Origin of the sequence: Micromonospora sp. WMMD1274, assembly GCF_049179035.1 — a bacterium.
GTDB lineage: Bacteria > Actinomycetota > Actinomycetes > Mycobacteriales > Micromonosporaceae > Micromonospora > Micromonospora tulbaghiae.
Genome location: NZ_JBMHMG010000001.1, coordinates 2,982,082 through 3,005,076, shown reverse-complemented (window position 1 = coordinate 3,005,076; position 22,995 = coordinate 2,982,082). Strand labels below are relative to the sequence as shown.

Below are 22,995 nucleotides of genomic sequence, written 5' to 3'. Positions count from 1 at the left end.
CCTGCCTTGTTCGGTTGCCGATCCGTGCGGTTCAACGAGGCGGATCGGAACTGGCGACGGGTGCCCGGCGCCGCGCGGGCACCCGGACGCGAATGGTCCCGCCCGGCGGCGCTGCCGGGCGGGACCACATCTCGGTGCCGGTCAGCTCCGGCCGAACACGCCGTTCCGGGCGCGGGCGACGAAGGCGTGCCAGTCGCCCGGAGCGAAGACCAGAGCCGGGCCGGTCTTGTCCTTCGAGTCCCGCACTCCGACCGCCCCGGTCACGTACGCGACCTCGACGCAGTTGTCGCAGTTCGGCCCGCTCTTCGAGCTCTTGAACCACGTCGCCTGCGTCAGGTCCACGGGGAACTCCTTGGTCGCCATTTCCACAGTGGCTCCTCTGCCAGTTTCGCGATGTGTGCGATGGACTCCTCCGGGCGCATGGCTGCTGCTCGAATGTGATCGAAGATGAAGCTGTACTTCTGCAGTTCGTCACTCTTCTCCAGGAAGAGCCCACCCGTGGCGTTCTCCGCGTACACGACATCGGGATCACTCGGCTCGGGGAAGCTGAGGATCGTGAAGGTCCCGTCCATGCCGGCGTGCGCTCCCACCTCGAAGGGCAGGACCTGCACTGTCACGTTCGGCAGTTCGGCCACCTCCACCAACCGCTTGAGCTGGCCACGCATCACCACGTCGCCGCCAACCGGCCGGCTCAGCACCGCCTCATCGAGCACCACCCACAGATCGACCGGATCGTCCTGCGTCAACAACGACTGACGGCCCAGACGGACACGCACCCGAGTGTCGACCTGTTCGTCGGTGAAGTCCGGCCGGGCCGCCCGGATCATCGCACCGGCGTACTCCTCCGTCTCCAGCAGACCCGGCACCACCTGCTGCTCGTACGTGCGGATGGAGCTGGCCGCGGCCTCCAGGCCGACGTACGCGCCGACGAGCACCGTGCTGTACGGATGCCACCAGCCCTTCTGCCGGGCCTCCCGGGCGATCTGCACCAGCTCGTCGCTCTCCGCGCCGACCACCCCGTAGATGCGGAGCATGTCGCGTACGTCGCGCGGGGTCGCCGTGGTGTGGCCGGTCTCGATCCGGGAGATCTTGGACGCCGAGCACTCCAACTGCTCGGCGACGACTTCGATGGTGATGCCCGCCGCCTCCCGCTGCCGGCGGAGTTCCGCCCCCAGCCGGCGTCGCCGGATGGTGGGGCTGCGCCGTTCGCTCACGGAGTCTCCTCAGTTCGCGACTGCGGGGCTCGCAGGACCGGCTCACTCCTCGCGCTCACGGTGCCACCTCAGTTCGCGACTGCGGGGCTCGCAGGACCGGCTCACTCCTCGCGCTCACGGTGCCGTCCATCGGCTTGCGGGAACACGCTTCACAGTCACCCGGCTACCTCCGGTCGGTCGCGCCCCGGTTCGGCTCCCACCGCGGGCGCGACCGGCGGGCGGCGGGTGTGCGTTCGCGGCAGGGGTGGTGCCGGTCGTCGACCGGCCGCGACGGGCGAAACCGGCGTCCAGTGTGCCGCTCCGATACCTGACGCTTCAAGTTTCGGTGTTTGCGTGTCCGACTCACCTATCAGCAAAACTCGACGTGCAACTTGCATGTCGCACGTCCCTGATGCAGTCTGTCCGTATGGCACGGGTTACTCACCGTCTTCGCTTGATCTCCGGGAGTGGTGACACCACGATCCGTGGGACGGCCGGAGGGGAGCCGTCCCGCGCCGTGAGACCTGCCCCGGAATGAAGACCCCGTCGCTGCACGCCAGCTTGGCTGCGGCGGCGGGAGCGGTAACCGGGAGCAGCCGGGTGATGGTCGGGTGGCGGTCCGCCACCGCGGGTACGGCCCGACCAGCACCGACCCACCGACCGCCGGTCCACGAGGCAGACCCCCCGTCACCGGACCGCACCGACCCCCGTTCAGCCTCGCCGGTCCCGCCGGCCGACCTTCCCAGGAGCCCATGTGCTTCCCCGCTCCGGTGACGTACTGCACGTGACACGCGCGGCGAGTGTCCAGTTCCTCCGACCGATCATGTTCCGGGTGATCCGGGTGCTCGACTGGCCGACCTACGACGGTTGGCTCTGGCTCGACGGCTACGAGTTGAACGCGGCGGGGGACGCGGTCAACCGGAGGTCGATCTTCGTACACCAGGAGGGGTTGCGGCAGCTCCAGGCCGCGCCGGCTCCGCGTCAGCACACGGTGCGGACGGCCCGCCGCCCGGTGGTCCGGACCCCGGTCCGGGTCGGCTGACCTCACGATTCCCGGTCGGGAGGGCGTGCCGTCGCCATAGAATCGGTACGCCCACCCCGGCATGTTCCACCCCGCGCGCCATGGACCCTGAACCTGGGATGGTCATGGTCAACTTGCCCGCCGCGCGCCGGCACCACCGGTCCCGTATCGGCTATGCCCTCGGGCTCTTCCTCTTCCTCGTCACCGCGACCGCCCTCGCGCTCGCGGTACGTCATCCCGCCTTCTCCGCCACCCAGCAGCTCGCCGAGCCCGTACCGGCCCCGGAGATCACCGTGGCCGAAGAGGAAGGCCGGTCGGGGTCCGACGCGGCCGGGTCCGACAACGCCGACTCCGACACGGCCGACTCCGATGCCGCCGACTCCGACGAGCCGGACGACGAGGGCGGCTGGGCCGGCGCCGACCCGGCGGAGGACGAGGACGAACCGGCCTCGGGTGCCGGGGGCGGCGAGGGCGCGCTCGCCGAACGGCCCACCGACCCGACCGACAGCCTCAGCCGGTCGCTGTTCTACTCCGGGCTGCTCGGGCTCGCCATCTCGCTGGCCGGGCTGGGTCTGGTCGGCACCCGCAGACGCCAGTGGTGAAGTCAGGGGCGCGTCAGGGCGTGGTGGTCGTCGCCGGAGCCGATCCGGGAGTGCTCGGCCCGCTCGTCGGCGGCGCGGGTACGGCCACCACGATGGTGACCCGGTCGTCCTCGCCCACCGGGTAACCGGCCTCCGGATCGGTGGAGATCACCGTGCCGGCGGGGCGGTCCGACGCCCGCCGCTGCACCCGGTAGTCCAGGTCCAGCCGGTCGAGCGCCGCCCGGGCAGCCGCCTCCGGCAGCCCCACCAGCGGCGGCATCGGCACCTCGACCGGTGCGGTCGTGGCCGGGGGCGTACTCGGCGGTGAGCTACTCGGCGCGGCACTGGTCGGCGCGGCGGTCGTCGGGGCAGCGCTCGTCTGCGCCGGGATGCTCGGCACCGCCGGGCCCGGATCGGAGTTCCGGTCGGCGGCACGCAGCGCCAGCCACACCCCCACCCCGATCAACCCGAGCAGGAGCAGTGCCAGGATGCCGAGCAGGATCGGCATCCACCAGCGGCGCCCGGCCTGCTCGTCGCCGTACCACTCGGCCCCGGGCTCGGGATAGCCCGCCGGCCGCGGTGGCGGCACCCCGGCCCGGCCGGACCAGGCGCCCACCGGTTCCTGCGGGGCGGTGGCGTCGAGCGGACGGCGCGGACCGCCCTGCCCGGCGGGGCCGCCCGGTCCTGCCGCCCCGCTCGGTCCTGCCGGCGTGCCGGGCAACGGGCGGGTGGCGTCGCCCGCGTTCCGTGGCATGGCGCGGGTCGCCTCCACGTCTTCCCCGGCTGCATTCCGCGGCATCGCCCGCGTGGCGTCCACGTCCTCGCCGGCTGCGCCCCGGGGCATGGCGCGGGTGGCGTCCGCGTCCTCCCCGGCCGCGTTCCTCGGCATCGCCCGCGTGGCGTCCGCGTCCGGCTCGGGAGGCGACGCTCGGGACGGGTCGGCGTCTGCACCGGCCGCGTCGCGAGGCATCGCGCGGGTCGCGTCGGCGTCCGGGGGCAGCGCCCGGGTCGCGTCCGCGTCGCCGGCGGGTGGTTCCTGACGGTCGTCGCTCATGGCACGTCCTTTCCCCACCGGGACGGGGCGCACGGCCCTCGATCGTCCACCGTAACGGTCCCCGGCGACACCGGCTGGGATCAGCGCGCCGCGCCCGTCAGGGAGTCGGCGACGGGGAGACAGTCGGCGGCGTGGACGCCTTGTCGCCACAGGCGAGCGTCACCTGGTCGTTCCACCGGGCGGTGCCACCGGCCACCGGCTCCTGCGCTGTGACCGGACCCTGGCGTCCGGTGGCGTACCGGGGATAGAGCCCCGCCTCCACCAGGTCGTCGGCCGCGTCGGAGCAGGACAGCGTGCTCACGTCGGGCACGGTGACGGCCGGCGCCGGCCCGGCGACCCACACGGTGACAGTGGTGCCGCGCTTCACCGGGGTGCCGGGAGCCGGTGAGGTGCGCTCCACGGTGCGTCCGGCGCCAGTACCGAACACCAGGCGCCAGCCGAGCCGGCGCTCGCGCAGGTCCCGGCGGGCCTGCTCGAAGTCCACGCCCACCACCTCGGGCACCGTGAGCCCGGCCGGGGCGCTGCTGCGCGTACCGGTCGGCCGGGCGGTGGCGGTCGGCGGCGCTGTGGTCGCGGAGGCCGATGTGGACGGGGCACCGACCGGTGCGGCGTCGCCGGGTGCGGCCGGGCGCTCCGGCTCACCGGCGAGGATCCACCCGACGCTGGCACCGATCACCGCCAGCAGGATCACGGCCACGCCACCGCCGAGGAGCATCCTGCCCCGCCCCGGTCCGCCGCCGTCGGCTACCGGTTCCCGCTCGTCCGTCATGCTCCCCGCCCCGATCATCGACGACCGTATCCGTTGCTGCGGAACGGTCACGGCCTGTCGTCACGACTCGCCGCGCCGACCTCGGGACGTTACGCTCCCCGGCATGGTCAGACGGGGCTGGGGAGGATCGACAGCCGCCGCGCTCGGCGTCGCCGCCGGCGCGGGCGCCGCGCAGCTCGGTTTCGGGTACGGGCTGGGCATCATCAACTGGGCGCCGGCCGGCGCGGTACGGGCCGAGGCGGCCTGGGTGGCGAGCCTCGCCTGGGCGACCTGGATCGCGGCGACATCGGTCATCGTCGGTGCGGTCTGCGCCCAGCGCCTGCGCGGGAGCGACGACGAGCCGCGGGGCACACTGCCCCGCCTCGGCCTGGCGCTCGCCGCGGGTGCCGGCGCGATCGTCACCGTGCTGCTGGTGGCGGTTCCGGCGCGGGCGGCACGGGTGCCGGACGTCTCCGCCCCGCAGGTCGTCGCCGCCGCGTACGCGGGTGCGGGGCTGCTGCTCGGTGTGCTGCTCGCCGTCTGGGCGCTGCACACCCGGGCCGCCGCCACGAACCTGATCGCCACCACCGGCTGGCTCTGGCTGCTCGCCGTGGTATCGGTGGTCGACGGGGTGGTCGCCGGTCGTGGCCTGACCACCGCCCAGCTCGGCATCTGGCAGATCAGCGCGGACCGTGGCGCGTTCTGGATCCGCGACTACTTCTACTGGCCCGGTGCGCTCCTGTCGGTGCTCTCCGCCCTGGTGATCGGCCTGGTGGCGGCCCGCCGAGCCGCCCGTGCACCCGAGATCCGCGTCGGCGCGGCGGCCTCCGGGGCGGCCGGGCCGCTGCTCGTCGCGCTGGCGTACCTGCTGGCCGTGCCGCGCCTCGCCGGGATCGCCGCGGAACAGTTGTCGGCCCATCTGATCGCCCCCTACGCGGTGATCGCCGGTGTCGGCGGTTCGATGGTGATGGCCGCGCTGGCCCAGCGTGCCGAGCGCCGGAGCGCCGAGCGGGTGACACTGCCACGGCAGCGCACCGGCGAGCCGGACGAGATCAGCGGGGATGCCGACCCGGCCCCCGCAGACCCGACCGAGGCGGACCCGCAGTCGCCGTCGGGCACCTCGAAGTCGGACACGAAGGCTGCGACCCGGTCAGGCACGTCGCCGTCGGACACCTCGAAGTCGGGCACCTCGAAGTCGGGCACGTCGGCTGCGGGCCGGTCGGACAAGTCGGCGGCGAGCGGATCGGCTTCGGGCCTGTCAGACACCTCGGCGTCGGGCCGGTCCGTGCCGGATGGCTCCGCGTCGAGCCGGTCGACGCCGGGCCGGTCGGCATCGGGCCTCGCCGACCAGGCGACCGCGCCGGACAAGGCACCGGACACGTCGGTCGGGCCGAGCCGGAACACCGGGGTGGAGGACGGACCGGCCACGGCATCCGGCCGGACGGAGACCGAGCGGGGTCGTGCCACCCGGTCCGCCACCGGCCGCCGGGGCCGGGCCATACCACCGCAGCGGCAACCGGAGGCATCCGAGCAGGCCGTCCCCGCAGGACCACACGACGGAACGAACCCGCAGGACGCCCTCCCGTCCCCGGGCAAGCCTTCCTCCCCAACCGACCCGCCGACCACCGACACCACCCGCCGCCGAGGCCGCTGAGCCCTCCCCACACCCACCCAGCCGCGCCGATCTTGCAGTAGTGGCCCCTCGAATCTCCCGAATGGGAGGTTTGTCAGGGCGACAAGTGCAAGATCGACGAGGCGGAGGGAGGGCGGACGGCGGGCGGGCGGGGGGTCAGTCGACGGGCCAGGTGTGGACGGGCTCGTTGCCGCGTTGCAGCTCGGCGTACCGCTGGACCATGTGGTGCAGCGCGGCTTCCCGGTCCAGGCCCCGGGTCCGCTCGGCCGTCCACACCGTCTCGGTCTGCCAGACCGCACCGTTGCGGCCGGTACGGCAGCGGCCCTCGATCACGCCGAGCAGGCGGTCCCGCTCGGCCGGGGCGACGCCGAACCGGTCCAGCCCCTGCGCGGCCACCGGCAGCAGCGTGTCGAGGACGAGCTTGGTGACCGGCACGTCGCCGAGCCGAGGCCAGTGCAGGACCGCCTCGATGCCGCGCCGGGCGGCGGCGTGGAAGTTCTCCTCCGCTGAGCTGAACGTCAGCTGGCTCCAGATGGGACGGTCCGCCTCGGCGAGGCCGCGGGCCAGCCCGAAGTAGAACGCCGCGTTGGCGAGCATGTCCACCACCGTCGGGCCGGCGGGCAGCACCCGGTTCTCCACCCGCAGGTGCGGGCGGTCGTTCATGATGTCGTAGACCGGCCGGTTCCAGCGGTAGACGGTGCCGTTGTGCAGTCGCAGCTCACCGAGCTGGGGCACGCCACCGGCGTGCAGCACCTCGACCGGGTCCTCCTCCTCGCAGATGGGCAGCAGCGGCGGGAAGTAGCGGACGTTCTCCTCGAACAGGTCGAAGATCGAGGTGATCCAGCGCTCGCCGAACCACACCCGAGGGCGTACGCCCTGGGCCTTCAGCTCGTCGGGCCGGGTGTCGGTGGCCTGCTGGAACAGCGCGATCCGGGTCTCCGCCCAGAGCTGCCGGCCGTAGAGGAACGGCGAGTTGGCGCCGACGGCGACCTGTACGCCGGCGATCGCCTGGGAGGCGTTCCAGTAGTCGGCGAAGCTGTCCGGCGCGACCTGGAGGTGGAACTGGAGGCTGGTGCAGGCGGCCTCCGGCGCGATCGAGTCGGTGTGCGTACGGAGCCGCTCGACGCCGTTGATGTCCAGTTCGATGTCCTCGCCGCGGGCGCCGACGATCTGGTCGTTGAGGACGCGGTACCGCTCGTTCGTGGAGAGGTTGTCGGCGACCAGGTGGCGTTCGGTGAGCGTGGGCAGGATGCCGACCATCATGATCGTCGCGTCGGACTTGGCGGCCCGCTCGTCGGCGCGGCTGAGGCTGCTGCGCAGGTCCTGCTCGTAGTCGGCGAAGCCGCCGCCCTCGATCAGCCGGGGCGAGGCGTTCAGTTCGAGGTTGAACTGCCCCAGTTCGGTCTGGAACAGCGGGTCGGCGATGTCGGCCAGGATCTGGTCGTTGCGCATCGCCGGTTCGGCGGCGGCGTCGATCAGGTTCAGCTCGATCTCCAGCCCGGTCATCGGGCGGTCGGCGTCGAAGCCGAAGTCGTCGAGCATCAGCGCGAACACGTCCAGACATCGCCGGACCTTCTGCCGGTAGCGGACCCGATCCTCCCGGGAGAAGGCGCCCTGCTCGACGTCTCTGCCCATGTGTCCTCCCGGCGCCGGTGCGACGGAACCGTACCGTTCCGCAACGCATTGTGAACCATTCGCGTGGTGGGCGTAAGTGCGCCCACCCCGCCGCCCGGCTGGACGGGCGACAGGTCTGCACCTGTACCCCGTCACCGCCGTCACCAGCGCGTCCTTGGCGGAGAACTTCACGTGACGATTCGCACCGCCGGGGCGTACGCGAGAAGGGCCCGCACCGTCGGCGGACGGTGCGGGCCCTGCGGGCCGGTGCCGGGCTCAGCCCTGGCGGATGGCCTCACCCTCGATCTCGATCTTGACCTTGCGGCCGACCAGGACGCCGCCGGTCTCCAGCGCCACGTTCCAGGTCAGGCCGAAGTCCTCGCGGTCGATCTCGGTGGAGGCGGAGAAGCCGAAGATGTCCTGCCCGAACGGGCTGCGGCCGACGCCCTCGAACTCCACCTCGAGCTCGACCTGACGGGTCACGCCCTTGATGGTCAGCTCGCCGACGAGCACGAACTCGTTGCCGTCGCGGGACTTCACCTCGGTGCTGCGGAACTCCAGCGTCGGGAACTGCTCCGCGTCGAGGAACTCCGGGCTGCGCAGGTGCGCGTCGCGGTCGGCCTGGGCGGTGTTGATGCTGGCCGCCTGGATGCTGGCGGTGACTGTGGACTGCATCGGGTCGTCGGTGACGGTGATGGTGGCGGTGGCGTCCGCGAACTCACCGCGTACCTTGCTGACCATCATGTGCCGCGCGACGAAGCCGACACGCTTGTGCGCGGCGTCCAGCACGTAGGTGCCGGGGGTGGGGATGGTGAGACCCTCCCAGTCGCGGGTAGTCGCCTCGGTGCTGCTGGTCATGATGCTCTCCTCCGGAGAAGAATGTTTAGGAGCCCAACGACTGACTGAGCAACTATAGTTGAGACAATATTCCCCGTGTCAAGTGTTGCTAGGATGGTGGCGTGGACCAGAACGTGTTCGACGACCCCCGGATCACTGCCGTCGGCCTGCTCGTCGAGGCGCATGCCGGGCTCGCCGCCCGGTTCGCCGCCCAGTTCGAGGAGCACGGCCTCTCCCCGGTCGAGTTCGAGGTGCTGACCCGGCTCGCCCGCTCACCCAACAACCAGCTGCGGATGACCGATCTGGCCGCACAGACCTCGCTCTCCACCAGCGGCGTGACCCGCGTGGTGGACCGGATGGAGCGGGACGGGCTGATCTGCCGGCGCGCCTGCCCGTCCGACCGGCGCAGCTCCTTCGCGGTGGTGACCACCGCCGGCCTGAGCCGGCTGGACGACGTCCTTCCCGGCCATCTGCGGATCATCGAGCAGTGGTTCACCAGCCAGCTCGACCCGGCACAGCTCGACGGGCTGCTGGACGGGCTGCGCCGGGTGCGCGACGCGGTCCATCCGGGCGCCACCGCCGGCAGCACCGAGCCGGCCGAGGACGCCGCCTGAAGGTCCGCGACTCACCGGCAGAATGACCGGCAGAACCGCCAGGGCAGCCGGACAAAGCGGTCCGTATATTCGCGAATCGGTCGTCACGCCTCGGTAGTCTTCCGGCAGCGGGGGGCACCGGGGGGTGCTGGCGCGAGCGTGGAGCGAGGGGCAGCACCAGGGGGCTACTTCGCTCGCGCCACCCCCGCGCCCTCCGCCTCCCCGTGCCCGGCCGACGCGACCCGCCGTCCACCGGCGCTCATCGCCCGCGCCGGGCCGACAGGGAGAACAGCAACTCCTCCTCCTGCGGTAGCAGGCTGACGCCGGTGACCTGCCGCGCCGCGTCCAGCCGGTCCAGCACACGCGGGTCAGCGGTACTGACCGCCAGCCCCACGAGCGCCTCGACCAGATCCCGCCGGTCGGCGACTCCCTCCGCCGCGTCCGCAGCCGCGGCGAACCACTCCGCCGCCAGCTCCCGGTCTCCCCGGTGCAGCGCCACGTGGCCCTCGATCAACCCGCGCAGCGCGTCCTCGGTGCGGGCGTCCCCGCCCGCGCCGGGCGGGTCGAGCATCTCCACCGCTGGTGGACGGCGCCGGCCCGGCACCGCGCCCGACGGCCACAGCTCGGCGACGGTGGCCAGCGCCTCGTCGGTGCGGCCGGCGTGGGCGAGCGCCAACCCGACCGCCCCGACCGTCCGGCGCCGCCGCCCGGGATCGCCCAGCTCCGCGAGCGCGGCGGCCACCCGGCGCCCCTGCTCGACCGCCTCGGCGAACCGGCCCTCCAGGCGGGTCAGCTCGGCCTGATCGGCCCGCGCCAGCACACGCAGGCGCTGGTCACCGCACTGTGCCGCCAGCCGGTCGACGGTGGCCAGCCGCCGCCGGGCGCCGGCCAGCCGCCCTTCGCGTACGTCGTGCCAGGTCAGGTGCGCCTGGGCGACGGCCATCTCGCGTACCCGGTGGTGCCGGGTGGCCGCCGCCAGCGCGGCCTCGGCCTGCTCGCGGGCCTCGTCGTGCGCGCCGAGCCCGAGCAGCAGCGCGCAGAGCACCGAACGGGCGGACAGCTCGCCGGTCACGTCGCCCGCCTCGGCGAAGACGACCAGGGCGGCCCGGGCCGCCGGCAGTTCCTCCGCGCCCGCGCCGTGCTCGGCGGCCAGCCGGGCCGCGCCGAGCATGGCCCAGGCCCGCAGCGTGGGCCGGGCACCCGCGGTACGCGGATCGGCGAGCAGCCGACGCAGCCGACGGCGGCCGGAGACGTCCCGCCCGCGCAGCCGCCACCATCGCGGCAGTGAGGCGGCGAGCAGGAGCGCGGTCTCCGGCGCGTGCTCGGCGGCGTACGTCAGCGCGGCGGTGATGTCGCTCGTCGCCTCGTCGAGCGCGCGCACCGCACCGGACATCTGTGCGCCCACCAGGCCCGGCGCGGTGCGGTGGACCAGACCGGCGATCACCGCCGCGTGCCGCATCCGGATCCGGGCGGTCTCGCCGTCGGCGTCGGCCTGTTCCGCGGCGAAGTCACGGACCGCGTCCAGCAGGCGGAACCGGAACGGGCCGGTGCCTCGGACGCTGAGCAGGCCCAGCTCGCGCAGCCGGTCCAGCAACGGCGCGGCGTCCCACCGCCGGCCGCCGTCGGCGAGCAGTTCCTCGGCCAGCTCGACCGACCAGCGGTTACGGAACGCGGACAGCCGCCGCAGCGCCGCCCGGTCGGCGGTGGCGAGCAGGTGATAGCTGCTCGCCACCGCGTCGCGCAGCGTCACAGTGCCGGCGGACGTGTCGGCGGGCTCCCAGCCGGGGCGTACGCCGGTCAGGTCCAGGACGCGGTCGCCGTAGCGGTCGAGCAGTTCGGTGACGTCGAGGATGCGTCCCCGTGCCGCCATCAGCTCGATGGCGAGCGGCAGTCCGCCGAGCCGGCGTACGAGCGCGGCCAGCGCCGGCAGCTCGGCCGGGGTGGGCGGTTCCCGGCGGGCCTGGGCGAAGCGGGCGGCGAACAGCGCCGCCGCCGGCCAGCGGTCCAGGTCGGCCTGATCGGCGGGCTCGACGCCGGCCGGTGGCACGTCGAGCGGCGCGACCGGCCGGACCAGCTCGCCGGGCAGGCCCGCCGGGCGGCGGCCGGTCACCAGCACCCGCAGCGTCGGCACGGCGGCGGTCAGGACGCGCAGCGCCCCGGCCACCGCGTCCGGCGCCCGGTCGACGGCGTCGACGAGCAGCAGCGCCCGCCGGTCGCCGATCCGGCAGGACAGGTCGGCCAGCCGGTTCACGCCGAACATCGACACCGACGCGGCGAGCACGTCGGGGGTGTCCGAGCCCTCACCCACGAGCACCCCGGCCACGCCCGCCGGGTGGCGGGCCGCCACCGCGTGCGCGACTGTGACGGCCAGCGCCGTCTTGCCCACCCCGGCGAGCCCCACCAGGCTCACCACCGGGTACGCGTCGAGCAGGCCGGACACCTCCGCCACGTCCCGTTCCCGGCCGAACAGCGGTACGGGCTGGGGCAGCGCCACCGGCGGATCGTCGGCGGCGGCACCGGCGGCGGGAAGACGGGATGCCGGGGGCCGGGCGGTGTCGACGAACTCGCGCCGCTCGTCACCGCTCAGGCCGAGCGCGTCGGCCAGCAGGTCGACGGTGGTGCGCTGGGGCCGGGTGGCCCGCCCCCGTTCCAGATCGCGGACCGTCCGTACGCCCACGCCGGCCCGGTCCGCCAGCTCGGCCTGGGTCAGGCCGACGGCGAGCCGGTGCCCGCGCAGCAGATCGGACAGACCGGTACGACCGCCCGGGCCCCGCGCACGGTCATGATCCGGAGTCATGGGCACGAAGATTACGGATGGACTCCGACGCTCCACAGCCCATCGTCAACCACCCGACCGTCCACCGCCGATATCCGACAGGGCGCGGTTTCGGGCGTCCTCACATGCCGAGGTCGCGCGCGATGATCATGCGCTGCACCTCGCTGGTGCCCTCGCCGATCTCCAGGATCTTGGAGTCGCGCCAGAAGCGGGCCACCGGGTACTCGTTCATGAAGCCGTACCCGCCGTGGATCTGCGTCGCCTCGCGGGCGTTGTCCACGGCGACGGTGGAGGCGTGCAGCTTGGCGATGGCCGCCTGGCGCTTGAACGGCTCACCAGCGAGCATCCGGGCGGCCGCGTCGTAGTAGGCCAGCCGGGCCGTGTGCGCCTTCATCTCCATGTCCGCGATCTTGAACTGGATCGCCTGGTAGTTGCCGATCGGCTGACCGAACGCCTGGCGCTCCTTCGCGTACTTGATCGACTCGTCCACGCAGCCCTGGGCCAGGCCGACGGCGAGCGCCGCGATGGCGATCCGGCCCTCGTCCAGGATGCGCAGGAACTGCGCGAAGCCCCGGCCGCGCTCGCCGAGCAGGTTCGCCGCCGGCACCCGGCAGTCGTCGAACGTCAGCTCGTGCGTGTCCGACGCGGTCCAGCCGACCTTGGAGTAGCCGGGCGCGACGGTGAAACCGGGCGTGCCCGACGGCACGATGATCGTGGACAGCTCCTTGCCGCCGTCCGGCCGCGTACCGGTGACGGCGGTGACGGTGACCAGCGCGGTGATGTCGGTGCCGGAGTTGGTGATGAACGCCTTCGAGCCGTTGATCACCCACTCGTCGCCGTCCAGGACGGCCCGCGTCCGGGTGCCGGCCGCGTCCGACCCGGTGCCCGGCTCGGTGAGCCCGAACCCGGCCAGCGCCTCACCGCTGAGCAGCTTCGGCAGCCACTGCGCCTTCTGCTCCTCGGTGCCGAACCGGTAGATCGGCATCGCGCCGAGCGACACCGCCGCCTCCAGCGTGATCGCCACGCTGGAGTCGACCCGGGCCAGCTCCTCCAGCGCCAGGCAGAGCGCGAAGTAGTCGCCGCCCATGCCACCGTGCTCCTCCGCGAAGGGCAGCCCGAACAGGCCCATCTTGCCCATCTGACGGACGATCTCGTACGGGAAGGTGTGCTGCTCGTAGTGCTCGGCGATGGTGGGTGCGACCACCTCGCGGGCGAACTCCCGCACGCTGGAGCGCAGCGCCTCCTGTTCGTCGCTGAGCCGGAAGTCCATCTGATCCTCCTGGTGGGACGCGGTACGGACGGGCCGGGCGCTCGTGACGCCGGGGCGTGGGTGGGTCGAACCGGGTGCGTGGGCCGGTCAGACGGGGGTGACGCCGTGCCGGCGCCGGGAGAAGTTCCGCTCCTTGCCGCGCGCGGCGGCAAACCGGCGGACCAGCTCGGCGCGCAGCTCGTGCGGCTCGACGATCGCGTCCACCACCAGCTCGCTGGCGAGGCGGACCACGTCGATGTCGCGCTCGTACTCCTCGCGCTTCGCGGCCACGAACGCGGCCCGCTCGGCCTCGTCGGAGATGGCGGCGATCTTGTTGGCGTAGACCGCGTTCACCGCGGCCTCCGCGCCCATCACCGCGATCTTCGCGGTGGGCAGCGCGATCGTGGCGTCCGGCTCGAAGCCGGGACCGGCCATCGCGTACAGACCCGCGCCGTACGCCTTGCGGACCACCACACAGATCTTGGGTACGGTCGCCTCGGAGATCGCCGTGATCATCTTCGCGCCGTGCCGGATGATGCCCTGCTTCTCCACCGCGCTGCCGACCATGAACCCGGGCACGTCGCTGAGGAACAGCAGCGGCACGTTGAACGCGTCGCAGAGCTGCACGAACCGGGTCGCCTTGTCGGCCGAGTCGACGAAGAGCACGCCGCCCTTGAACATCGAGTTGTTGCCGACCACGCCGACGACCTCGCCGTTCAGCCGGCCGAACCCGATGGTCAGCTCCTTGGCCCACAGCGCCTGGATCTCGAAGAAGCTGCCGGAGTCGAGCAGACCCTTGACGTACCGGCGCATGTCGAACGCCTGCCGCTCGCTGGCCGGGACCAGCGCGGCCAGGTCGGCCTTCTCCGGCGCGTCCACGGCCTCGGCGGCCGGCGGGTCCTGCTTCCAGTTCGAGGGCAGGTACGACAGGTACGTCCGCACCACGTCGAGCGCGTCGTTCTCGGTCTTGCAGAGGAAGTGACCCACGCCGGACTCGGCGCAGTGCACCTTGGCGCCGCCCATCGCCTCCAGCGTGGTCTTCTCGCCGGTGACCATCTCGACCATGCGGTCGGAGCCGAGGTACATGCTGGCGTTGCCGTCCACCATGGCGACCACGTCGCAGAACGCCGGGATGTAGGCCCCGCCCGCCGCGCTCGGCCCGAACAGCGCGCAGACCTGCGGGATCGAGCCGGAGGCGCGGACCTGGTTCCAGAAGATCTTGCCGGCGCCGCGCCGGCCGGGGAACAGGTCGACCTGGTCGGTGATCCGGGCGCCGGCCGAGTCGACCAGGTAGACCATCGGGACGCCGGTCGCGTAGGCCCGCTCGATGATCCGGATGATCTTCTCGACGGTACGCGCGCCCCAGCTGCCGGCCTTGACCGTGGAGTCGTTGGCCATCAGGCAGACCTGGCGGCCGTCGATCGTCGCGGTGCCGGTGACCACGCCGTCGGCGGGCAGACCGTCGGCCATCGCGTTGGCGTAGAGCCCGTCCTCGACGAAGGAGCCCTCGTCGACCAGGTACGCCACGCGCTCGCGGGCGAACAGCTTCCCCTTCGCGGCGTTGGCCGCGTGGTACTTGTCCGCTCCGCCGGCGCGGGCGCGCTTGCGTAGCTGCTCCAGAGCCTCACCGTCGAGCGTCACGCCGACTCCCGTTGCCACGGCCCCCCACACAGGGCGCCCACCGACCTGAACGATCGTTAGGCTACCCCACCCGCGCCTCCCCCGGCACCCCGCCACACCCCCGCGCCCCGTCCACTCCCGCTCATTTCGTCGATCAAGGAGTTCGTGTCCTCATCCGGGCACCCGGAGGACACAAACCCCTTGATCAACGCCAGATAGAACGGGTCAGGAGGGAAGGGGGGTCAGGCGGGTTCGGGGGCCGGCGCGGAGGACTCCGGAGGGCAGCTTCTTGCCCACCAGGGTTTCGGCCAGTTCGGCGGCCTCGATCAGGGCGTCCAGGTCGATGCCGGTGTCGACGCCCATGTCGTGCAGCATGTGCACCGCCTCCTCGGTGGCCAGGTTGCCGCTGGCACCCGGGGCGTACGGGCAGCCGCCGAGACCGCCGACGCTGGCGTCGAACTCGGTGACGCCCAACTCCATCGCCGTGAGCATGTTCGCCAGGGCGGTACCCCGGGTGTTGTGGAAGTGCAGCAGCACCGGCAGATGGGCGTTGCGGTCCCGTACCGCCGTCACCAGTTCGCGGACGCGCCGGGGCGTACCCATGCCCGTGGTGTCGCCGAAGGCGACCCGGTCCGCGCCGTCGCGGGCGACGCGGTCGACGATCGCGGCGACCCGGCGGGGGTCCACGTCGCCCTCGTAGGGGCAGCCGAAGCTGGTCGCCACGATCACCTCGGCGGTGGCGCCCGCGCCGTGCAGCAGGTCGATCAGCTCGGCGATGTCGTCGAGCGACTCGTCCGTGGAGCGGTTGACGTTGCGGCGGTTGTGCGTGTCGCTGGCCGAGACCACCACCTCGATCTCGGTGAAGCCGGCCGCCAGCGCCCGCTGCGCGCCACGGGTGTTCGGCACCAGGGCCGAGTAGCGCACCCCGTCGACCTTCTCCGCCCGCTGCCACACCTCGTCGGCGTCGGCCATCTGCGGGATCGCCTTCGGGTGGACGAAGGAGACGGCCTCGATGCGGCGTACCCCGGTGCGGGACAGCGCGTCGAGCAGCCGCACCTTGGCGTCGGTGGGGATGGGCTCCTCGTTCTGGAGGCCGTCGCGGGGACCGACCTCACGGATGCTCACGGATTCCGGAAGTTGCGCCATCAGGTTCACCTCACTTGAGTCGAGCATGACACCGGGTGGCGTCAGCGCATCCGGGAGACGATGCCGGTGTCGTAGTCGCCGGAGAGGAACTCCTCGTTCTCCAGCAGCTCGGCGAAGAACGGCAGGTTGCACTTCGGGCCGGCGATCTCGAACTGGGCCACAGCCGCCCGCGCCCGCTGGACCGCCTCCTCGCGGGTGTCCCCGGTGAGGATCAGCTTGGCCATCAGGCTGTCGTAGAACGGCGTGACGGTGTTGCCGGCGACGTAGCCGGAGTCGACGCGCACGCCGGTGCCGGACGGCTCGTTCCAGGTGGTGATCGCGCCCGGACCGGGCAGGAAGCGCTTCGGGTCCTCGGCGTTGATCCGCAGCTCGATCGCGTGGCCGCGCGGGGTGAGCGCGTCCGGGTCGAACGTCGGCGCCAGGCCGGCGGCCACCCGCAACTGCTCCTCGACCAGGTCGACGCCGTAGACGTACTCGGTGACCGGGTGCTCGACCTGCAGCCGCGTGTTCATCTCCAGGAAGAAAAATTTCTCGGCGCCGGAGCTGTCGCCCTTGAGATCCCGCTGACGCGGGACCAGCAAGCATTCGACGGTGCCTGCGTTGCGGTAGTTCACCGCCTCGCCCGCTCGTACCGCCGCGGCCAGGAACCGCTCGCGCAGCTCGGGCGAGACCGCCGGGGACGGCGACTCCTCGACCAGCTTCTGGTTGCGCCGCTGCACCGAGCACTCCCGCTCGCCGAGCGCCACCACACGGCCGTCGGCCAGGCCGAGGATCTGCACCTCGACGTGGCGCACCCGGGGGAAGTACCGCTCGATCAGCACCGACCCGTCGCCGAACATCCGCTCGGCGAACGCGCGGACCTTGTCGTACTCGGTGCGCAGCGCCGCTTCGTCGGCGGCCACGCCCATGCCCATGCCGCCGCCGCCCGCCGCGGCCTTGACCATCACCGGGTAGCCGATCCCCGCGGCGGCCGCGACCGCCGCGTCCAGGTCGCTCGCCGGCTCGGTGGTGCCGGGCGCGACCGGCACGCCGGCCGCCGCCATCAGGTTCCGAGCGTTGATCTTGTCGCCCATCGCGGTGATCGCGTCGGCGCCGGGCCCGACCCAGATCAGGCCGGCCCCTTCGACGGTACGGGCGAAGTCCGCGTTCTCGGACAGGAAGCCGTAGCCGGGGTGGATCGCCTGCGCGCCGGTGCTACGGGCGGCGTCGAGGATCGCGTCGGCGTTCCGGTAGCTCTGCGCCGGGTTCGCCGGGCCGACGCAGACCGCCTCGTCGGCCTCGGTCACGAACGGCAGCCCGCCGTCGGCCTCCGAGTGCACCGCGATCGTCCGGATCCCGAGCCGCCTGCCGGTACGGATGATCCGCCGTGCGATCTCCCCCCGATTCGCGACCAACAACGATTCGATCATCTTCTGCACGGACGTGACCCCTTCTCGACGCAAAGCCGGGGTCTCTTCTTAACACGCGTTAAGGTGAGCGCGGCGTGTCAGGTCGGGTCGGTGGGCGCGAGCAGGGCCGCGAGGGTCGCGCCGCGCAGCAGCTCGGCCCGGCGCCGGCGGTCCACCTCGCCGCCGAGGAACGGGGTCGAGTTCATCAGGCCGAACGCCGCGTGGGCGAGCACCCGGGCCTCGCCGTCGGGCAGGCCGGGGTGCAGCGCGGTCAGCACGGTGACCCATTCCTCGACGTACATCCGCTGGAGCCGGCGGATCCGGCGGCGCGGCTCGTCCGGGAGGCGGTCCAGCTCGTGCAGGTGCAACGCGATCACCGCCGGGTTGGCCAGCGCGAAGTCGACGTGGAAGTCGATCAGCGACTCCAGCGCCGCACGCGGGTCGCCCGGGTGACCGGCGGCACGTTCCCGCCCGCCCGCGAGCAACCCCTCGCTCACCGGAATCAGCGCGGCGACGAGCATCGCCTCCTTGCCGGCGAAGTGGTGGTAGAGCGCCGGACCGGTGACCCCGGCCGCCGCGCCGATGTCGTCCATCGACACACCGTGGTAGCCGCGCGCCGCGAAGAGGCCGACCGCGATCTCCAGGATCTCGTCCCGCCGGGACCGGCGCCGGGCCGCACCCGCCGCCCCCCGTGCCTGCTGTTCCACCGCCACCGGACCAGCCTAGACCTCGCGTTCGAGCTGGGGCAGCCGCGGTTACCCAACGGTTGCCCCAGCCCGTCGCGTCAGTCCTCCTCGATGCCGTGGTCGGCGCGGACCTTCGCCGCATCGGCCTCCCGGCCCTGCTCGTCGAGCGCGCGGGCCAGCAGCCAGGCGGCCTGCGTGGCCGGGCGGGAACCGGTGGGCAGCCCGCCGAGGACCGGGCGCAGCAGCCCTTCGGCCTGCTCCGGCCGGCCGTCACGCAGCAGCAGCTCGCCGGTCAGCACCTCGACCTGGGCGGCCTCGCCGAACGCCTCGATCGACCGCAGGCGCTCCGGCACGCCGTCCACCCGGTCCAGCGCGGCGGTGAGCCGGTCCTCGCCGATCAGCACCCGGGCCACCGCGTCGGCGGCCATCGCCCGCTCGTACGTGACCACCGGCGGCTCGTCGGCGCCGACCGGCAGCGCGGCCGCTGCCTCGTCCACCCGCTCGATCGCGGCCACCGCGGCCGGCAGGTCACCGGACCAGTGCAGGGCGAGCAGCTCCCGCCGCCGGGCCCGCAACTCGTCCACCTGGTAGCCGGCGAGCCGCCAGGCGGTCGCCGCCGCCGCGAACCGCTGCGCGGCCAGGGCGTCCCGGTCGGCGTCGTAGAGCAGGCCACCGGACTCCTCCAGCACCTGCGCCCGGTGGGGGAGATTGTCCGGCCCGTCCAGGTTCTCGGCCAGCGTGTCGAGCACCGCGAGCGCCAGATCCGTCTCGCCGAGCCCCGCGTAGATGCCCGACAGCAGGTGCCGGCACCGGTCCGCCTCGGCCTGCGCACCGGCCCGGTCGAGCCCGAGCACCGCCTCCTCGGCCACCTCGGCGGCCTCGGCCAGCCGCCCGGCCACCCGGTACGCCTCGGCCAGCTCCCAGCGCAGCAGCGCGTCGCCCTCCAGCCCCTGCTCGACGCAGAGGGTGACCGCCTCGGCCAGATCCTCCACCGCCTCGCCGGCCCGGTCGGCGGCCATCAGCGCCCGGCCCCGGGTCACCCGCAGCGGCAGGTGCGCACCGGCCGGTGCCACGGACAGCGCCTCCTCACAGGCGGCCACCGCGTCGGCCGGATCGTCGGTGGCGCGGGCGTACGCCAGGCAGGCGCCGGTGAGCATCTCGGCGTCGCCCAGCTCGCCCGCCAGCCGGCGGGACCGCGCCGCCGCGTCCCGGAACTCCTCGGCCCGTTCGAGCTGCTCCAGCACGTGCGTGCGGTGCAGCGCGACCCGCCCGGCCAGCCACGGATCGGCGTCCGCCTCCGCCTCCGCCCGGTCGAGCGCGTCGAGCGCCTCCGCCCACCGCTCGCCGTGCACGTGGGCCAGGGCGAGGCGGTCCCAGCCGGCGGCCCGGTCACGCGGCCCGCCGTGCTCGGTCAGGTAGTCGGCCGACTCCCGGGCCAGGGCCAGGCCCTCGTCCGCGCTCTCCTCGGCCATGCTGAGCAGCACACCGAGCCGCCCGGCCACCACCTGGGCGCGCAGCGGGTCCGGCACCTCCCGCCACGCGGCCAGCGCCTCCCGGTTGACCTCGATCGCCACCGGTACGCCGTCGTCGTCCTGGGACAGCTCGCCGGCCCGCAGCTCCAGCCGCCAGGCCCGGGTGGTCGGGGGCAGGTCCGCGTCGCCGAACCGCTCGTCGTACGCGCGCAACGCGGCGACCAGCCCGTCCCGGCGGTTGGTGCGCCAGCACTCCTCGGCCAGCGCGAGCAGCTCGTCGGCACCGGCGTCGGCCGGCACGGTGACCGGCTGCGCGGAGGGCGCCGGAGCGTCCGGGCCGGTACGCGGCGCGGGCACCGCCGGGCGGCGCAGGCTCGCGGACAGCGGCAGATGCTCACCGACCGGCCCGGCCGCCAACTTGCGGGCGATCAACCCGGACTGGTGCGTGGTGCCGTTGCGCGCGTCGAAGCGCTCGGCCAGCGCGGTCGCCGTCGCGGCCAGCTCGTCGGCGAGCGCGCCCGCCGGCACGTCCGCGGCCGGCCGCTCGCCGGAGGCGCGGCGGTGCACCGTCAGCTCGGCCGGCACCTGACGCAGCGCCGCCGAGGCGGCTGCCGCGAAGTGCATCGCGGCAGCCGGGGTGGGCGCCCGGTCCAGCCAGTCCAGGTGCCGCTCGACCAGCTCCAGCGCGCGGGCCTCGTTGCCGGTCACGGTGCAGAACTCGACGTGGTCGGCGATGTCCCACAGGTCGGCCAGGTTGCCGCGCACCCGCCGGTACGCCTCCCGGTGCGCGTCCCGCGCGGCGTCGCCCCGGCCGGTCTCCCGGTAGGGCGTGAGCAGCGCGGTGAGGATCCCCTGCGGCTGCTCGCTACAGGTCAGCCGCCCGGCGAGCACCGGCTCGGCCAGCGCCACCGCCTCCTCGTGCCGGCCGTGCCGCACCAGGTGCGCGACCTGCGTGGTCGGGTCGCAGCCGGCGCAGTCCGACAGCGCGTCGCGGGGCGTGGTCATCCACTTGCGGTACCACTGCTCCGCCGCCTCGTCGTCGCCCAGGTGCGCGGCCACCAGGTAGCGGTGCTTGTAGACGGCCTGGAGCGAGTGCCCGGAGTCGCGGTAGCGCCGTTCCATGTCGTCGAGCACCGCGTACGTCCGGTCCAGCGGCAGCTCCGGGAACTTCACCATGGCGTTGACCATGTACTTGAAGAACCAGAGCAGCTGGTGCGTGTAGCGCTGGTGGTAGGGCTGCGGATCCTTGTCGTACTCGGCCAGGCACCAGGAGAACGTGACGAAGGACTTCGCCGGTTCGCCGCCGTAGACGTACGCCGTGGTGCCGGTGACCCGGGCGGCGAAGGCGAGGTGCCGGTCGTCGCCCGCGTCGGCGCGGCGCAGCAACTGTTCCAGTGCGGCGATCTGTCCCGGGCCGTACGGCATGGATTCGATCTCGTGGTGCATCCGCCAGAGGTCGTCGTCAGTCACGGGTCTCTCCCGGTACGGCCCGGCCCAGCAGGCCGAGGAAGGAACTGTTCAGCAGTGCGGCGTCGGCCGCCCGGATCGGGTGGTGCCCGAGCAGCAGGGCCTGCCCGTAGAGCGCCTCGACGGCCAGCCCGACCAGCTCCGGGTCGGCGAGCGTGGTGACCCGGCGGACCAGCGGGTTGCGGTGGTTGAGCACGAGTTGCGGCCGGTCCGGCGGGGCGGAGGCGGCGAGCGCGTCGAGCACGCCGCCCCACAGCTCGTCGGCCTTGTCCCGGCTGGCGGCGAGCTGGTCGTGGAACGCGGCCGACCGGGACACCAGGTAGAGCGCCGGCAGCGAGACCGGGTCGTACGCCCGGATCACGACCTCGCAGCCGAGCCGTTCCAGGGCCCGCTGCGCGGCGGTGAGGAACGGCCGCAGGGCCAGCTCGGTCGCCGGGTCGAGGATCTCGAACCGGGTGGTGAGGTCGCTCGGCTCCAGCCGTTCGATCAGCACCGACCGGTCCACGGTGGGCAGCCGCTCGATCAGCTCGGTGTCGTACGTGTAGCCGGCGTTGACCATTGCCAGGTCCTGCGCGGCGGCCACGGCGGCGAGCTGGCGGAACTCGTCCAGGCTGGCGGCGTACCGGAGCACGCCGTGCCGCTGCCGGAACTCGGCGAGCGTGAGCGTGCCGACGTTGGTGTCCATCGGCCACCACTGGTCGACCAGCCGCAGCATCTCGTCGTCGTGCATCGCGAGCGCCTTGACCCCCAGGTGGTGCACCTGGAGGAACTCGCCGAGCCGGCGCGGGTCGTGCTTGGCGAGCCGGACCAGCCAGCCGCGGATCTGGTCGCCGAGCGCCTCCCGGACGGAGGTGAGCAGCGTGTCCTCGTAGAGCGCCTCGCGGCTGGCGGTGGGGCGCAGCTCACTGGCGTCGACCACGCAGTGGGCGAAGAAGGCCCACTCGGGCAGCAGCCCGTCGGCGTGCTCGCTGAGCAGCATCCGCTTGAGGTAGACCCGGTGCCCGGCCCGGGCGGCCGGGTTCACCGCGGCGGGCAGGATGAACGCCACGCCGGTGAGGCCGGCCTCGGGCACCGACAGCGGCACCACGTCGAACGGGACGAACCCGAGCAGCTCCTGCGCGTACCGCTGGAGCGCGGCCCGGTCCACCGGCGCACCGGGTGTGGTCGGCCACGGCGGCGGGCCGGAGGTGGTCGGCGTGTCACCGACCCGGACGTCGACCGGCAGCAGGCCGCCGTAGAGGCGGGCCAGCTCGGTGACGGTGGGTACGCCGAGCCACTGGTCGGCGTCGCGCCGGGGCACCAGCGTGACTGTGGTGCCGGGCTCGTCCCGGGCCTGCTCCGGCTCGGCGAGCCGCACCGCGTACCGCCCGTCGGACCAGCCCGTCCAGAGCACTGTGGGCTCGTCGGCGTGCCGGGTGACCACCCGGATCTCGTCCGCCACCAGGAAGCAGGAGAGCAGGCCGATGCCGAACTGGCCGAGGAACTCGTGCCGGGAGAAGCCCAGCTCGTCGCGCTTGGAGCTGCGGCCGATGGTGGCGAGCAGCTCGTGCACCTGCGCCTCGGTCAGGCCGATGCCGGTGTCGTGCACGCGCAGCGTCCCGTCGCCGGTCAGTTCCGGCGGCTCGATGCGGACCCGCGCCGGGGCTTCCGGCTCGGCGGACCGCCGTGCGGTGATCGCGTCGACGGCGTTCTGGAGCAGCTCGCGCACGTACACCCGCGGACTGCCGTAGAGGTGATGACTGAGCAGGTCGACCACGCCACGGAGGTCCACCTGGAAGGTGCGGTCCAATCGCGCTCCCGGTTCGGATTTTCGGCGCTCACCGTACCGGTCAGCGCCGACAGTGTCCGTCCCGTTTCACCCCTCCCCTCCCGCCCACCTCCTCACCGATCTTGCAGTTTCCGCCCAGGCGAACACGC

18 protein-coding genes are annotated in these 22,995 nt (G+C 73.3%); 4 read left to right on the top strand and 14 right to left on the bottom strand.

Annotated features, from left to right (window positions below; genetic code table 11):
• Positions 1-141 precede the first annotated feature (141 nt).
• Together ACN27D_RS13850 and ACN27D_RS13845 are read right to left on the bottom strand one after the other, a co-directional pair.
• Positions 142-363: a DUF397 domain-containing protein gene (locus ACN27D_RS13850; protein ID WP_013283299.1), complete on the bottom strand. Its 222-nt coding sequence runs from the start codon at positions 361-363 to the stop codon at positions 142-144.
• Entirely contained in the window at positions 333-1,214 is an 882-nt protein-coding gene (locus tag ACN27D_RS13845; protein WP_121686539.1) for a helix-turn-helix domain-containing protein, read from the bottom strand. The genes ACN27D_RS13850 and ACN27D_RS13845 overlap by 31 nt, the downstream gene beginning before the upstream one ends.
• A gap of 733 nt (positions 1,215-1,947) precedes the next feature.
• On the opposite strand from ACN27D_RS13845, the gene ACN27D_RS13840 reads away from it, so the two are divergent.
• Positions 1,948-2,235 carry a hypothetical protein gene (locus tag ACN27D_RS13840; protein WP_120572432.1) on the top strand — a complete coding sequence of 96 codons (288 nt, stop codon included), beginning with the start codon at positions 1,948-1,950 and terminating at the stop codon, positions 2,233-2,235.
• Between the two features lie 104 nt (positions 2,236-2,339).
• On the top strand, positions 2,340-2,816 hold the full coding sequence (locus ACN27D_RS13835) for a hypothetical protein (RefSeq protein WP_421501146.1): 477 nt from the start codon (positions 2,340-2,342) through the stop codon (positions 2,814-2,816).
• A 13-nt stretch (positions 2,817-2,829) separates the two neighbouring features.
• Here ACN27D_RS13835 and ACN27D_RS13830 read toward each other — a convergent pair whose 3' ends face one another.
• Positions 2,830-3,849 carry a PASTA domain-containing protein gene (locus ACN27D_RS13830; protein WP_421499245.1) on the bottom strand — a complete coding sequence of 340 codons (1,020 nt, stop codon included), beginning with the start codon at positions 3,847-3,849 and terminating at the stop codon, positions 2,830-2,832.
• A gap of 97 nt (positions 3,850-3,946) precedes the next feature.
• On the bottom strand, positions 3,947-4,618 hold the full coding sequence (locus ACN27D_RS13825) for a PASTA domain-containing protein (RefSeq protein WP_421499244.1): 672 nt from the start codon (positions 4,616-4,618) through the stop codon (positions 3,947-3,949).
• Between the two features lie 103 nt (positions 4,619-4,721).
• Between ACN27D_RS13825 and ACN27D_RS13820 the strand changes: the two genes are divergently transcribed.
• Complete coding sequence (locus ACN27D_RS13820; RefSeq protein WP_421499243.1) at positions 4,722-6,251, top strand: hypothetical protein; 1,530 nt, start codon at positions 4,722-4,724, stop codon at positions 6,249-6,251.
• Between the two features lie 135 nt (positions 6,252-6,386).
• Here the strand turns inward: ACN27D_RS13820 and ACN27D_RS13815 are convergent, their stop codons facing one another.
• On the bottom strand, positions 6,387-7,865 hold the full coding sequence (locus ACN27D_RS13815; protein ID WP_120572437.1) for a glutamate--cysteine ligase: 1,479 nt from the start codon (positions 7,863-7,865) through the stop codon (positions 6,387-6,389).
• Positions 7,866-8,120: 255 nt separating this feature from the next.
• Positions 8,121-8,702 (bottom strand): YceI family protein, encoded by a 582-nt coding sequence (locus tag ACN27D_RS13810; RefSeq protein WP_120572438.1) that lies wholly within the window; start codon positions 8,700-8,702, stop codon positions 8,121-8,123.
• A 101-nt stretch (positions 8,703-8,803) separates the two neighbouring features.
• Here ACN27D_RS13810 and ACN27D_RS13805 point away from each other — a divergent pair, with 101 nt between their 5' ends.
• A complete protein-coding gene (locus ACN27D_RS13805; RefSeq protein WP_120572439.1) occupies positions 8,804-9,295 on the top strand; it encodes a MarR family winged helix-turn-helix transcriptional regulator in 492 nt (163 codons plus the stop codon).
• A gap of 238 nt (positions 9,296-9,533) precedes the next feature.
• On the opposite strand, the gene ACN27D_RS13800 is transcribed toward ACN27D_RS13805, so the two are convergent.
• The 8 genes from ACN27D_RS13800 to ACN27D_RS13765 all read right to left on the bottom strand — a co-directional run bounded on the left by ACN27D_RS13800 (position 9,534) and on the right by ACN27D_RS13765 (position 22,867).
• Complete coding sequence (locus tag ACN27D_RS13800; protein ID WP_421499242.1) at positions 9,534-12,071, bottom strand: ATP-binding protein; 2,538 nt, start codon at positions 12,069-12,071, stop codon at positions 9,534-9,536.
• 100 nt (positions 12,072-12,171) lie between these two features.
• Positions 12,172-13,320 carry an acyl-CoA dehydrogenase family protein gene (locus tag ACN27D_RS13795; RefSeq protein WP_030499564.1) on the bottom strand — a complete coding sequence of 383 codons (1,149 nt, stop codon included), beginning with the start codon at positions 13,318-13,320 and terminating at the stop codon, positions 12,172-12,174.
• Between the two features lie 87 nt (positions 13,321-13,407).
• Positions 13,408-14,940: an acyl-CoA carboxylase subunit beta gene (locus tag ACN27D_RS13790; RefSeq protein ID WP_421499241.1), complete on the bottom strand. Its 1,533-nt coding sequence runs from the start codon at positions 14,938-14,940 to the stop codon at positions 13,408-13,410.
• A 204-nt stretch (positions 14,941-15,144) separates the two neighbouring features.
• The gene (locus ACN27D_RS13785) at positions 15,145-16,065 is read right to left on the bottom strand and encodes a hydroxymethylglutaryl-CoA lyase (RefSeq protein ID WP_358170645.1); all 921 of its coding nucleotides are present in this window, start codon (positions 16,063-16,065) and stop codon (positions 15,145-15,147) included.
• 41 nt (positions 16,066-16,106) lie between these two features.
• Complete coding sequence (locus ACN27D_RS13780) at positions 16,107-17,474, bottom strand: acetyl-CoA carboxylase biotin carboxylase subunit (RefSeq protein WP_421501145.1); 1,368 nt, start codon at positions 17,472-17,474, stop codon at positions 16,107-16,109.
• A 77-nt stretch (positions 17,475-17,551) separates the two neighbouring features.
• Positions 17,552-18,166: a TetR/AcrR family transcriptional regulator gene (locus ACN27D_RS13775; protein ID WP_120572441.1), complete on the bottom strand. Its 615-nt coding sequence runs from the start codon at positions 18,164-18,166 to the stop codon at positions 17,552-17,554.
• 71 nt (positions 18,167-18,237) lie between these two features.
• Positions 18,238-21,081, bottom strand: a complete 2,844-nt coding sequence (locus ACN27D_RS13770; RefSeq protein WP_421499240.1) for a hypothetical protein — start codon at positions 21,079-21,081, stop codon at positions 18,238-18,240.
• Complete coding sequence (locus tag ACN27D_RS13765) at positions 21,074-22,867, bottom strand: HSP90 family protein (protein WP_421499239.1); 1,794 nt, start codon at positions 22,865-22,867, stop codon at positions 21,074-21,076. The genes ACN27D_RS13770 and ACN27D_RS13765 overlap by 8 nt, the downstream gene beginning before the upstream one ends.
• Positions 22,868-22,995 lie beyond the last annotated feature (128 nt).